The organism is Ruminococcus sp. AM26-12LB, assembly GCF_003480785.1.
Lineage (GTDB): Bacteria > Bacillota > Clostridia > Lachnospirales > Lachnospiraceae > Blautia_A > Blautia_A fusiformis.
Map to the genome: position 1 here is coordinate 170,686 of NZ_QUJX01000004.1, position 12,195 is coordinate 182,880.

The window sequence follows — 12,195 nt, forward strand, 5'->3', positions numbered from 1 at the left end:
TTCAGACAGTCCTGTTTACAAATCAAGGCTGCGACACTTTCGCACCGCAACCTTCATTTTCAATTAGTTCAGGAAGCCTTTGTAATTACGTACAAGCAGCTGAGATTCCACCTGCTTAACGGTCTCCAGGATAACACCTACGATGATGATGATAGATGTACCGCCGAAGGAAACATCCGCACCGAACACACCGTTGAAGAAGAACGGTATAACGGCCACGATAACAAGACCTACTGCACCTATAAATATAATATAATTCAGGATTTTAGTCAAATAATCTGAAGTCGGTTTTCCCGGACGGATGCCTGGGATAAAACCGCCCTGCTTTTTGATATTATCGGCTACTTCCAACGGATTAAAGGTAATTGATGTATAGAAGTATGCGAAGAATACGCAAAGTACCACATACACGATCAGACCCCAGCTGTACTGGATCTGACTTGGATTACACCAGTTATTGGAGGAAAGTCCTCTTAAGATCTCACTTCCGATGCCCGTTCCGTTTCCTTTGCCAGCGAACTGAGCAATGATCGACGGGAAAGACATGATAGAGGAAGCAAAAATAACCGGGATAACGCCGGCAGTATTTACCTTGAGCGGGATGTTTGTGGACTGACCGCCCATCATTTTACGTCCAACCATCTTTCTGGAATACTGAACCGGAATTCTTCTCTCTGCTCCGTTGAGGATAAGTACGAGCACTACAACAAACAGAATAATCACAGCAATGATGCAGGCTGCAAGCATTCCTTTTGCAATTGTTTTGCCCTTGACGAAGTTCTCATAAAGAAGGGACATATCACTCGGGATCCTGGACACGATATTGATAGTCAGGACGATGGAAATACCATTTCCAATGCCCTTCTCTGTAATACGCTCGCCCAGCCACATAAGCATTGCGGAACCCGCTGTTAAACTTGCAACAACTACGATTCCTTTAAGGAAGCTCATGTTCGGGATCATACCCTGACGTCCAAATCCGATTGCCATGGCAACAGACTCAAACAGAGCAAGACCAACCGTTACATAACGTGTGATTGCTGTAAGCTTTTTTCTTCCTTCTTCTCCGTCACGCTGCATCTCTTCCAGTGCCGGAATGGCAATGGTAAGAAGCTGAATGATAATGGAAGAAGTAATGTAAGGTGTGATGTTCAATGCGAAAATTGACATCTGAGTAAAGGAACCGCCGGTGAACGCATCAAAGAAATTGAATGCGTCACCGGTATTAGATTCAAACCACTGCTTAAAGAAGTCACTGTCGACTCCCGGTACAGGAAGCTGGGATCCGATTCTGATCACGAATATCATCCAGATCAGATAGAGAAGCTTTCTTCTCATTTCCTTTACTTTGAAAACACTCTTAAGAGTCTCAAACATTAGATCACCTCTACTGTACCACCAGCAGCTTCAATTTTTGTTTTTGCAGTCTCGCTGACAGCGTTTACTTTAACATTAAGTTTTTTTGTAAGCTCGCCGTTTCCAAGGATCTTAACACCATCACCGATCTTGGAGATTGCACCGCTTGCAAGTAAGCTGTCAACTGTAACCTCTGCGCCATCCTCAAAACGATTGAGAACGTCTACATTGATTGCGATAATTTCTTTAGAGTTTCTGTTAGTGAAACCTCTCTTAGGAAGACGTCTGTATAAAGGCATCTGACCTCCCTCGAATCCCGGTTTCTTATGTCCGGAACGAGCAAGCTGTCCTTTATGTCCTTTACCAGCAGTTTTGCCGTTTCCTGAACCATGTCCACGGCCTCTTCTGAAGTTATCGCTATGCTTGGAACCCTCTGCGGGTCTTAAGTTTGATAATTCCATTCTGGCACCTCCTTAATCTTCTACTTTTACCAGGTGCTGCACCTGCTGAATCATTCCTCTGGTTGCAGCGTTGTCTGGCATCTCAACTGTTTTATGCATCTTTGTAAGACCCATAGCTTTTACAGTTTTTTTGTGTTTCGGTACTGCACCGATTGGAGATTTTACCAGTGTAACCTTGATTGTATCTGCCATTTCCATATCCTCCTTAACCCAGAATCTCATCTACAGATTTTCCGCGGAGCTTTGCAACCTCTTCCGGAGTCTTTAACTGGCTCAGGCCTGCGATTGTTGCCAGAACTACGTTCTGTTTATTTCTGGAACCCATACATTTTGTACGGATGTTTTTGATACCTGCAAGCTCGATTACGGCACGTGCCGGGCCACCGGCGATAACTCCAGTACCTTCCGGAGCTCTCTTCAGAAGCATCTCAGCGCTTCCGAATTTTCCGATGAAGTCATGTGTAATGGAATTGTTCTCGTCTCTTGCAACAGTAACAAGCTTCTTCATAGCGTCCTCTTTACCTTTGCGGATCGCCTCCGGAATTTCTGCTGCTTTTCCTAAACCTGCACCAACGTGTCCATTGCCGTCACCTACAACAACTAAAGCTGTGAAACGGAAGTTACGACCACCTTTAACAACCTTGGTAACACGCTTGATTGATACTACTTTATCTTCTAACTCTAACTGACTAGCATCAATAAGATTACGTTTCATGTGTTCTTTTCCTCCTCTTAGAATTTCAGTCCAGCTTCTCTTGCTGCATCTGCCAGTGCTTTAACTTTTCCGTGGTAGATATATCCACCTCTGTCGAAAACAACGCTCTCGATACCAGCCTCAACAGCTTTTTTACCGATCACTGTTCCAACTTTTGCTGCAGCCTGTACATCATCAGTGTTCTCAAGCTCTGCTTTTACGTCCTTCTGGAGAGTAGAAGCGGATACTAAAGTTTTACCAACTGTGTCATCAATAATCTGTGCATAGATGTGCTTGTTGGAACGAAATACTGCCAGACGAGGAGTAGTTGCAGTTCCGTTTAAATGATGACGTAATCTTCTATGCTTCTTTTCGCGAATTTCGCTTCTGGATGCTTTGTTAATCATATTCTCACTCTCCTTAATTATTTCTTACCGGTCTTACCGACTTTACGTCTGATAACTTCGTCAACGTACTTGATTCCCTTGCCCTTGTATGGCTCAGGTCTTCTCTTGTCTCTGATCTCAGCTGCGTACTGGCCAACTTTTTCTTTGCTGATACCAGATACGATGATCTTGTTTCCGTCAACTGTGGACTCAAGACCTTCTGGATCTTCCATCTCTACCGGGTGAGAATATCCGAGGTTAAGTACAAGTTTCTTGCCCTGCTTAGCAGCTCTGTAACCAACACCGTTAACCTCAAGCTCTTTTTTGTATCCTTCGCTTACACCAACAACCATGTTGTGGATAAGGCTTCTTGTTAAGCCGTGAAGGGCTTTGATTCTCTTTAAGTCGTTCGGTCTTGTTACAACTACATGACCGTCTTCAACTTTGATCTCTAACTCTGTCGGGAGTGCTCTCTCAAGTGTTCCCTTAGGTCCTTTTACTGTTACAACGTTTCCATCTGCGACTGTAACCTCAACGCCAGCTGGAATTGCAACCGGAAGTCTTCCGATTCGTGACATAAATTTGTCCTCCTTACTTAGATTGTCGGAGAGGGCCCATGCCCTCTCTGTTTTCAGTTTAAAAGCTATATGACTGCTTCGTTAAGCGGCTTTGGCCTACCAAACGAATGCAAGTACCTCGCCACCAACCTGAAGCTTACGAGCCTCTTTGTCAGTGATAACGCCTTTGTTTGTGGAAAGGATTGCGATACCAAGTCCACCAAGAACCTTCGGAAGCTCATCCTTGCCTGCGTATACACGAAGACCTGGTTTGGAGATTCTCTTAAGTCCTGTGATGATCTTCTGGTTTTTGTCCTCACCATATTTCAGTGTGATGTGAAGAGTTTTAACAACTCCATCCTCAACCAGATCATATTTTGCGATGTATCCCTCATCTACAAGGATGTTTGCGATAGCAATTTTCATCTTGGATGCCGGTACGTCTACAGTGTCATGTTTTGCAGTATTTGCGTTACGGATTCTTGTAAGCATATCTGCGATCGGATCGCTCATTGTCATGTAAGTTTCCTCCTCTTTCTTCAGACTTTACATGTCGTGTGAATATTATTTAAATGATTAAAAAGTTGCTTTCGCCTCGGCCTACCAGGAAGCTTTCTTAACACCCGGGATCTGACCTTTGTATGCCAGCTCACGGAAGCAGATTCTGCAAATTCCGTATTTTCTCAGGTATGCATGTGGACGGCCACAGATTCTGCAGCGAGTATACTCTCTTGTAGAGAATTTAGCTTTACGCTGCTGTTTAATTTTCATTGCTGTCTTAGCCATGAATCTTTTCCTCCTATTTAGCAAATGGCATGTTGAATAATGTCAGTAATTCGCGTGCCTCTTCATCTGTTTTAGCAGTTGTAACGAAGATAACGTCCATTCCTCTTACTTTATCAACCTTATCGTACTCAACCTCTGGGAAGATCAGCTGCTCTTTGATACCAAGAGCATAGTTTCCTCTGCCGTCGAATGCGTTCGGGTTAACACCACGGAAGTCACGTACACGTGGAAGAGCAAGGTTGATAAGACGATCAGCGAACTCATACATCTTCTCGCCTCTCAGAGTAACTTTACATCCGATTGGCATACCCTCTCTGATTTTGAAGTTAGCGACAGATTTTTTAGCTTTTGTAGCGATTGCTTTCTGTCCTGTAACAAGTTCCATATCTGCGATTGCAGCGTCAAGAAGTTTAGCGTTCTCTTTTGCCTCGCCAACACCCATGTTAACAACGATTTTCTCGAGTTTTGGCACTTCCATTACGTTTTTGTATCCGAATTTCTTGGTCATGGCATCCATGATCTCGTTCTTGTAAAGATCTTTTAATCTACTCACCTTTATATGCCTCCTCTCTTAATTAATCGATTGTCTTTCCTGTTGCTTTGGCAACACGAACTTTTTTGTCTCCATCCATCTTGAATCCAACTCTTGTAGCTTTTCCGTCTACAACGAGCATTACGTTGGAGATATGAAGCGGAGCTTCTTTTGTCACGATTCCACCGTTCTGATTAGCTGCGGACGGTTTAGCGTGCTTTGTAACCATGTTTACGTTCTCAACAACTACTGTGTTGTCTTTTACGTTAACTGCAAGGACCTTTCCGTCCTTACCTTTATCTTTTCCAGCGATTACCTTTACAGTATCACCTTTTTTAATTTTCATAGCTGACATTCGGCACCCTCCTATAATACTTCCGGAGCTAAGGAAACGATCTTCATGAATTTCTTCTCACGAAGCTCTCTGGCAACTGGTCCAAAGATACGTGTTCCTCTCGGAGTTAAGTCATCCTTGATAATTACGGCAGCATTTTCATCGAAACGGATGTAAGATCCGTCTTTACGACGAGCGCCTTTTTTAGTTCTAACAACTACAGCTTTAACAACGTCACCTTTTTTAACAACGCCGCCTGGTGTTGCATCTTTAACCGTAGCAACGATTGTGTCACCGATGTTTGCATATCTTCTTGTAGAGCCGCCCATAACACGAATACAAAGGATTTCTTTTGCACCAGTGTTGTCGGCAACTTTCAGTCTAGTTTCCTGCTGAATCATACTGGTTTCCTCCTTATTTAGCTTTCTCTACGATCTCAACCAGTCTCCATCTCTTGTCCTTGGACAGCGGTCTGGTCTCCATTACCTTAACGGTATCTCCGATGTTGCACTCATTGTTCTCGTCATGAGCTTTTAATTTATATGTTCTCTTCACGATTTTTTTGTAAAGAGGATGTTTTACATGGTCTTCAATTGCAACTACGATGGTCTTATCCATTTTGTCGCTGATAACCTTACCCACGCGGGTTTTTCTCAGATTTCTTTCCACGATTATGTCCTCCTGTCCTATTTGGAAGCGTTTGCCTGCTCAGTGATTACTGTCTGGATTCTGGCAATATTTTTACGAACCTCTTTGATTCGTCCTGTATTGTCTAACTGGTTTGTTGCATTCTGAAATCTCAGATTGAAAAGCTCTTTTTTAGCAGCTACTAATTCTTCATTCAGTTCTGCAACTGACTTTGCTTTTAAATCTTCCACGAACTTATTAATTTTCACTGTTATCACCGCCTTCTAAGTCTGCACGAGAAACGATTTTACATTTACATGGTAACTTGTGCATTGCAAGACGTAATGCTTCACGGGCAACCTCTTCGGACACGCCTGCAATCTCAAACATAACACGACCTGGTTTTACTACTGCTACCCAGTACTCCAGAGCGCCTTTTCCGGAACCCATTCGAGTCTCAGCTGGTTTAGCTGTTACCGGTTTATCCGGGAAAATCTTAATCCAAACTTTACCGCCACGTTTGATGTAACGGGTCATAGCAACACGGGCTGCCTCGATCTGATTAGATCTGATCCAACATGGCTCAGTAGCAACAAGACCGAAATCACCATAGTTGATAACATTGCCTCTAAGGGCTTTTCCTCTCATGGAGCCACGGAATTGTTTACGACGTTTTACTCTTTTTGGCATTAACATTATTTATCGCTCCCTTCCTTAGTTCCTTTTGTCGGAAGAATCTCACCATTGTAGATCCATGCCTTAACACCAACTTTACCGTATGTGGTGTCTGCTTCCGCAAAGCCATAGTCGATATCTGCACGAAGTGTCTGAAGCGGGATTGTTCCCTCGCTGTAGAACTCTGTACGAGCCATATCAGCTCCGCCGAGACGTCCGGATACGGAAGTCTTGATTCCCTTAGCGCCAGCCTTCATTGTTCTCTGCATTGTGGACTTCATAGCACGTCTGAAGGAAATACGGTTCTCAAGCTGAAGAGCAATGTTCTCAGCAACCAGCTGTGCATCTTTGTCCGGTCTCTTAACTTCTTTGATGTCAACGATAAGCTTCTTGTCTGTGTATTTCTGAAGCTCAGCTTTAACTTTCTCGATCTCTGCGCCGCCCTTACCGATTACGATACCAGGTTTTGCTGTGTAGATGATGATCTTAACTCTGTCAGATGCTCTCTCGATCTCGATTTTGGAAACACCTGCGCTGTATAATTTCTTTTTAAGGAATGTTCTGATGTTGTAGTCTTCTACCAGGTAGTCAGCAAACTTGTCTTCTGCATACCATCTGGAATCCCAATCCTTGATAACTCCGACTCTAAGGCCATGCGGATTAACTTTCTGTCCCATGCTTTTCCTCCTTACCTTTCATCAAGCACAACTGTGATATGGCTAGTTCTCTTCTCGATTCTGTAAGCTCTACCCTGTGCTCTCGGCTGAATTCTCTTCATTGTAGGTCCCTTATCTGCATAGCATGCTGCAACATAAAGGTTGTCTGCGTTCATTCCGTTGTTGTTCTCAGCGTTTGCTACTGCTGACTCAAGCAGTTTTTTGATCACGCTGGAAGCGTATCTCGGATTGTATGTCAGGATACCAAGTGCTGTCTGTACATCTTTGCCACGGATCGCATCTAATACGTAGCAGGCTTTCTGAACAGAAATTCTTGCATAAGATAACTTTGCAGACGGCCTTGTCTCTCTATTATTCTCATTTCTGGCTCTCTTTATCTGGCTTCTATGTCCTTTTGCCATCTTAAAGTGCCTCCTTTCTTAAATTCGATATCTAAGTTATCTGCCAGCTGTCTTAAATTGACAGCGGGCAGTTATAAATCTGATGACTAGCGTACTCCGGACTTCTTCTCGTCTTTTCCGTGTCCTCTGTAAGTTCTTGTTGCAACGAACTCACCAAGTTTGTGTCCTACCATATCCTCTGTGATATATACCGGCACATGTTTTCTTCCGTCATGAACAGCGATTGTGTGTCCTACGAAAGACGGGAAGATTGTGGAACGGCGAGACCAAGTTTTGATTACGGATTTATCATTTGCAGCGTTAAGAGCGTCTACTTTTTTAAGTAAGCTCTGGTCTGCAAAAGGTCCTTTTTTCAGTGAACGAGACATGCTTTCTCCTCCTTATTATTTCGATAATGCTTTTCCATCGCGTCTTCTTACGATGTACTTGTTGGACTGTTTGTTTTTCTTTCTGGTCTTCAGGCCGAGAGCAGGTTTGCCCCACGGTGTGCAAGGACCTGGGCGTCCGATACCGGTCTTACCTTCACCACCACCATGTGGATGGTCATTCGGGTTCATTACGGAACCACGAACTGTAGGTCTGATACCCATGTTACGTTTACGTCCGGCTTTACCGATGTTAATAAGGTTGTGATCTCCGTTTCCGATTACACCAACAGTTGCGCGGCATACGATCGGAACCATTCTCATCTCACCGGAAGGAAGACGAAGTGTTGCGTACTTTCCTTCTTTAGCCATGAGCTGTGCGCCGTTTCCTGCAGAACGAACCATCTGTCCGCCTTTTCCAGGATGAAGCTCAATGTTGTGAACCATAGTACCAACCGGGATAAGCTCCAGTGGGAGGCAGTTTCCAACACGAACCTCAGCTTCCGGACCATTGTAAACCTTCTGGCCTACTTTAAGTCCCTCTGGAGCGAGGATGTAAGCTTTCTCGCCATCTGCGTAGCAGATCAGAGCGATGTTAGCTGTTCTGTTCGGATCGTACTCGATTGTTTTAACTGTTGCAGGGATTCCATCTTTTCTTCTCTTGAAGTCGATGATTCTGTATTTTCTTCTGCTTCCGCCACCCTGATGTCTTACAGTGATCTTACCCTGATTGTTACGTCCAGCGTTCTTCTTAAGGGAAGTAACGAGGGATTTCTCTGGTTTTGCAGCTGTAATCTCAGAGAAGTCGGAACCAGTCATATGTCTTCTTGACGGTGTATATGGGTTATAGCTTTTGATTCCCATGATGTTTCTCCTTTCGAATTTGTTCTCGTGCTTTCGTGCACATATTCGGACTTATCTATTAATTAAAGTCCCTCAAAAATCTCGATATCTTTGCTCTCTTCTGTAAGAGCTACGATAGCTTTTTTAGTCTTAGCAGTTTTTCCAACTACCATTCCACGGCGTTTTTTCTTTCCATCACTGTTGATGGTGTTTACGCTCTTAACTTTTGTTCCCTCGAACATCTTCTCAACAGCCTCTTTGATCTGAGTCTTGTTAGCTTCCGGATGTACAAGGAATGTATATTTCTTCTCACCCATGTCTGCCATGGATTTCTCTGTGATAACCGGACGGATGATTACGTCATAGTACTGAATACTTGCCATTATGCGTATACCTCCTCGATAGATGCAACGGCATCCTTTGTAACAACTACGGTGTTGTGTTTCATAACATCGTATGTGTTGATTGTAGCCGGTGTTGCAGTTTCCACGTCAGCGATGTTTCTTGCGGAAAGAACTACGTTCTGATCGTTGTCAGCTGTGATTACAAGAGCTTTCTCTGCTTTCAGGTTTGTAAGAACCTTCTGCATCTCTTTTGTCTTAACCTCAGCAAGTGCAAGGCTGTCAACAACAACAAGTTTATTATCCTGAACCTTGGATGTCAGAGCGGATTTAAGAGCTGCTCTTCTTTCCTTCTTGTTCATTTTTACTTCATAATCTCTCGGAACCGGAGCGAATACAACACCGCCGCCTGTCCACTGTGGTGCACGGATGGAACCCTGTCTTGCATGACCTGTTCCTTTCTGTCTCCACGGTTTTCTTCCGCCGCCTCTTACCTCAGAACGAGTTTTCGCTTTCTGAGTTCCCTGACGGTTATTTGCAAGCTGACGAACAACTGCAAGATGAACGAGATGCTCGTTGATCTCAACGCCGAATACTGCGTCATTCAGCTCCATTGTGCCAACTTCATTGCCTTCCATATTATAAACAGTTACATTAGCCATTCTGATGCTCCTCCTTTCCTATTATAAGGACTTTACTGTCTCTTTGATTGTAACCAAAGATTTCTTAGGTCCTGGAACAGCACCCTTAACTAACAGTAAGTTATTTTCTGTATCTACACGTACGATCTCAAGATTCTGAACAGTTACCTGAACATGTCCCATGTGACCTGGCATATGTTTTCCTTTGAAAACCTTGCTCGGATCGGAGCAAGCGCCGTTGGAACCTGCATGACGATGATATTTAGAACCGTGAGCCATAGGTCCTCTGGACTGGCCATGTCTCTTGATGGCGCCCTGGAAGCCTTTACCTTTGGAAACTGCAGTAGCATCGATATGATCTCCTGCTGCAAAGATATCAGCCTTGATCTCCTGTCCAACCTCATACTCGCCGGCATTGTCAAATCTGAACTCTTTTACAAATCTCTTTACAGCTACACCAGCTTTGTCAAAGTGGCCTTTCTCCGGTTTGTTGACCAGTTTCTCTCTGATCTCGCCGAAGCCAACCTGAACTGATGTGTATCCATCGTTCTCCTCAGTTTTAACCTGAGTTACAACGCAAGGACCTGCCTGTAAAACAGTTACCGGAATTAACATCCCATCTTCATTGAAGATCTGAGTCATTCCGACTTTAGTAGCTAAAATAGCTTTCTTCATTTCTTTCTTCCTCCTTATAGCGGATTACCATTCGGTAATCATATAGTTAATGTCAAATGACATTATTAGCGGTTTTTCATCTTGATATCGATGTGAACACCAGCCGGCATTTCCAGTCTGGAAAGTGCATCTACTGTTTTCTGAGTTGGTGTCAGGATATCGATAAGTCTCTTATGTGTTCTCTGCTCAAACTGCTCTCTGGAATCTTTGTATTTATGAACAGCTCTTAAGATTGTAACAACCTCTTTCTTAGTAGGAAGCGGAACCGGTCCACTTACCATTGCTCCGTTCTTCTTTACTGTCTCGATGATCTTTGCTGCAGATGCATCAACGAGCTGATGATCATATGCCTTTAATGTGATTCTCATTACCTGATTTGCCATAAAAAAAGTCTCCTCCTATTCGTACTTATATAGCAGTACGACAAGCGGCGACTGTACACATCTCCGTGTGTGTCATGGTATATTTGCACACACGTCCCATCCCAAGATGGTTATTGAACTTTGTACAGTGACTTGTCGTCAGTTTCCTAACTTGACATTCGCTCCACGGAAAACCTGCCAGTGTGGCAGCAACCTCGCGCTTCATAGCTATCAATGTCACAGCAAGGATTAGTATATACGATGATTCTTCAGAATGCAAGCCTTTTTTTTAATTTTTTTGATTTTTTTTAAAAAAGAAGAAAATGGCTCATTTCTGAACCATTTTCTTCTTATATAATAGGTACTTATTTTATTCTTCCATATCGTCCACATCACCACTGATGATATCCGAGTAATCAAACAGTGTAACCTTCGTGATGTCATCCTTAACGATATCCGGTGCATCACCGGCCTTCTTTACGCGGCTTGCAAGCTGCGCTGCGGAATAAGACGGCATCGCAAGGCTTCCAATGGTAACCGGCTCCTCTTCCTCTTCCGGAACCTCTTCGACCTTTCCGGCCGGATGCGGCTTTCTGTTTTCTTCAACCGTACGTTCTGCCATTTCCAGTCTGGAAAGCATATCTGCTTCTTCTGAAGTGGCTGCTGCAATCTCTTTCTTAAGTTCCGCATGAGCTTCACTTGCGGCAGTCTGTGCAGTCTGCTGTATGGCAGCCTTCTTTTTATTCTCCGAATAGCCTGTAACATCCTCTTCGTCAATCTCATCTACGAAACCGCCCGTACGGACCTTACGCTTATCTGCTTTTTTATTTTTGTGTTTTCGTGCCTTTTCTTCCTGAATGATCTCTTTTTCTTCTTCCTTCATTCTTCTGGCACGTGCTTTTTCTTCCTGCTTCAGTTCTTTCCTGGACTTCACATAACCCGGTTCCGGATCGTTCACATCTTCCTCAATATCATCCGGCTCTTTCTTCCAGAGTTCTGCGATCACATACAGGATGATCAGGAACAATACGACCAGACCAAGAATGATCAGGCCTTCAATACTTTCTGTAGCCACCATAAGATATCCCACATAGCCAATGGTAACTACAACTTTCGGAACATAATCTCCAACCTTAATGGTAAAAGTCTTTCCTCCGGAAACGGACTGATCTGTTACTGTTCCGGTTCCCTTGGAGGCATCGAGATTGGTGATCGTATATTTATATGTCTCGGAATCTTTCTGTACAAGGATCGGAGTACCTGCGCTGATCGCAGAACTCTTCTCCGGGATCGCATATGTAACAGATCCGACTGGGAGGTTCGTTGCCTTATCGGATTTATCCACGATCACTGTTCTCACCCCGAAGAACGGCGGAAGAACAAGTCCCAGTACACAGATCAGTGTGCATATCACAACAAAATGTACGATAAATTTCAATACTTTTGACATAGGTAATCTTCCTCTTTCATATTTGTAGGTAC

The 12,195-nt window shown here is 43.8% G+C and carries 23 protein-coding genes; all 23 read right to left on the reverse strand.

Going from position 1 to position 12,195, the window contains the following annotated elements:
* Nucleotides 1-63: 63 nt before the first annotated feature.
* Complete coding sequence (gene secY / locus DW694_RS04110) at nt 64-1,377, reverse strand: preprotein translocase subunit SecY (protein ID WP_015526934.1); 1,314 nt, start codon at nt 1,375-1,377, stop codon at nt 64-66.
* Nucleotides 1,377-1,817, reverse strand: coding sequence for a 50S ribosomal protein L15 (gene rplO, locus DW694_RS04115; RefSeq protein WP_015526933.1), 441 nt, complete (start codon nt 1,815-1,817; stop codon nt 1,377-1,379). Before rplO ends, secY begins: the two co-directional genes overlap by 1 nt.
* Nucleotides 1,818-1,829: 12 nt before the next feature.
* Entirely contained in the window at nt 1,830-2,009 is a 180-nt protein-coding gene (gene rpmD / locus DW694_RS04120; protein ID WP_015526932.1) for a 50S ribosomal protein L30, read from the reverse strand.
* Nucleotides 2,010-2,022: 13 nt separating this feature from the next.
* A complete protein-coding gene (gene rpsE / locus DW694_RS04125) occupies nt 2,023-2,532 on the reverse strand; it encodes a 30S ribosomal protein S5 (RefSeq protein WP_015526931.1) in 510 nt (169 codons plus the stop codon).
* Between the two features lie 17 nt (nt 2,533-2,549).
* Nucleotides 2,550-2,918, reverse strand: a complete 369-nt coding sequence (gene rplR / locus DW694_RS04130; protein WP_015526930.1) for a 50S ribosomal protein L18 — start codon at nt 2,916-2,918, stop codon at nt 2,550-2,552.
* 17 nt (nt 2,919-2,935) lie between these two features.
* Nucleotides 2,936-3,475: a 50S ribosomal protein L6 gene (rplF, locus tag DW694_RS04135; protein ID WP_015526929.1), complete on the reverse strand. Its 540-nt coding sequence runs from the start codon at nt 3,473-3,475 to the stop codon at nt 2,936-2,938.
* 96 nt (nt 3,476-3,571) lie between these two features.
* Complete coding sequence (gene rpsH / locus DW694_RS04140) at nt 3,572-3,973, reverse strand: 30S ribosomal protein S8 (protein WP_015526928.1); 402 nt, start codon at nt 3,971-3,973, stop codon at nt 3,572-3,574.
* Nucleotides 3,974-4,054: 81 nt separating this feature from the next.
* Nucleotides 4,055-4,240: a type Z 30S ribosomal protein S14 gene (locus tag DW694_RS04145; protein ID WP_015526927.1), complete on the reverse strand. Its 186-nt coding sequence runs from the start codon at nt 4,238-4,240 to the stop codon at nt 4,055-4,057.
* Nucleotides 4,241-4,253: 13 nt separating this feature from the next.
* The gene (rplE, locus tag DW694_RS04150) at nt 4,254-4,793 is read right to left on the reverse strand and encodes a 50S ribosomal protein L5 (protein ID WP_021650765.1); all 540 of its coding nucleotides are present in this window, start codon (nt 4,791-4,793) and stop codon (nt 4,254-4,256) included.
* Between the two features lie 22 nt (nt 4,794-4,815).
* Entirely contained in the window at nt 4,816-5,127 is a 312-nt protein-coding gene (rplX, locus tag DW694_RS04155; RefSeq protein WP_021650764.1) for a 50S ribosomal protein L24, read from the reverse strand.
* An 11-nt stretch (nt 5,128-5,138) separates the two neighbouring features.
* Nucleotides 5,139-5,507 carry a 50S ribosomal protein L14 gene (gene rplN, locus DW694_RS04160; protein ID WP_019162495.1) on the reverse strand — a complete coding sequence of 123 codons (369 nt, stop codon included), beginning with the start codon at nt 5,505-5,507 and terminating at the stop codon, nt 5,139-5,141.
* A gap of 13 nt (nt 5,508-5,520) precedes the next feature.
* Entirely contained in the window at nt 5,521-5,778 is a 258-nt protein-coding gene (rpsQ, locus tag DW694_RS04165; RefSeq protein WP_059085340.1) for a 30S ribosomal protein S17, read from the reverse strand.
* A gap of 14 nt (nt 5,779-5,792) precedes the next feature.
* Nucleotides 5,793-6,002, reverse strand: a complete 210-nt coding sequence (gene rpmC, locus DW694_RS04170) for a 50S ribosomal protein L29 (RefSeq protein WP_021650762.1) — start codon at nt 6,000-6,002, stop codon at nt 5,793-5,795.
* Nucleotides 5,992-6,429, reverse strand: a complete 438-nt coding sequence (gene rplP / locus DW694_RS04175; RefSeq protein WP_015526924.1) for a 50S ribosomal protein L16 — start codon at nt 6,427-6,429, stop codon at nt 5,992-5,994. The genes rpmC and rplP overlap by 11 nt, the downstream gene beginning before the upstream one ends.
* Nucleotides 6,429-7,085, reverse strand: a complete 657-nt coding sequence (rpsC, locus tag DW694_RS04180) for a 30S ribosomal protein S3 (protein WP_015526923.1) — start codon at nt 7,083-7,085, stop codon at nt 6,429-6,431. The genes rplP and rpsC overlap by 1 nt, the downstream gene beginning before the upstream one ends.
* 11 nt (nt 7,086-7,096) lie before the next feature.
* On the reverse strand, nt 7,097-7,486 hold the full coding sequence (gene rplV, locus DW694_RS04185) for a 50S ribosomal protein L22 (protein WP_015526922.1): 390 nt from the start codon (nt 7,484-7,486) through the stop codon (nt 7,097-7,099).
* Nucleotides 7,487-7,572: 86 nt separating this feature from the next.
* Nucleotides 7,573-7,854, reverse strand: a complete 282-nt coding sequence (rpsS, locus tag DW694_RS04190; protein ID WP_015526921.1) for a 30S ribosomal protein S19 — start codon at nt 7,852-7,854, stop codon at nt 7,573-7,575.
* Between the two features lie 15 nt (nt 7,855-7,869).
* Entirely contained in the window at nt 7,870-8,715 is an 846-nt protein-coding gene (rplB, locus tag DW694_RS04195; RefSeq protein WP_015526920.1) for a 50S ribosomal protein L2, read from the reverse strand.
* Nucleotides 8,716-8,777: 62 nt separating this feature from the next.
* A complete protein-coding gene (gene rplW / locus DW694_RS04200; RefSeq protein WP_015526919.1) occupies nt 8,778-9,077 on the reverse strand; it encodes a 50S ribosomal protein L23 in 300 nt (99 codons plus the stop codon).
* Nucleotides 9,077-9,697 carry a 50S ribosomal protein L4 gene (gene rplD, locus DW694_RS04205; RefSeq protein WP_015526918.1) on the reverse strand — a complete coding sequence of 207 codons (621 nt, stop codon included), beginning with the start codon at nt 9,695-9,697 and terminating at the stop codon, nt 9,077-9,079. The genes rplW and rplD overlap by 1 nt, the downstream gene beginning before the upstream one ends.
* Nucleotides 9,698-9,718: 21 nt before the next feature.
* Nucleotides 9,719-10,351 carry a 50S ribosomal protein L3 gene (gene rplC / locus DW694_RS04210; protein ID WP_015526917.1) on the reverse strand — a complete coding sequence of 211 codons (633 nt, stop codon included), beginning with the start codon at nt 10,349-10,351 and terminating at the stop codon, nt 9,719-9,721.
* Between the two features lie 65 nt (nt 10,352-10,416).
* On the reverse strand, nt 10,417-10,734 hold the full coding sequence (gene rpsJ / locus DW694_RS04215; protein ID WP_015526916.1) for a 30S ribosomal protein S10: 318 nt from the start codon (nt 10,732-10,734) through the stop codon (nt 10,417-10,419).
* Nucleotides 10,735-11,083: 349 nt separating this feature from the next.
* Nucleotides 11,084-12,163: a hypothetical protein gene (locus tag DW694_RS04220; RefSeq protein ID WP_022427085.1), complete on the reverse strand. Its 1,080-nt coding sequence runs from the start codon at nt 12,161-12,163 to the stop codon at nt 11,084-11,086.
* Nucleotides 12,164-12,195: the final 32 nt, after the last annotated feature.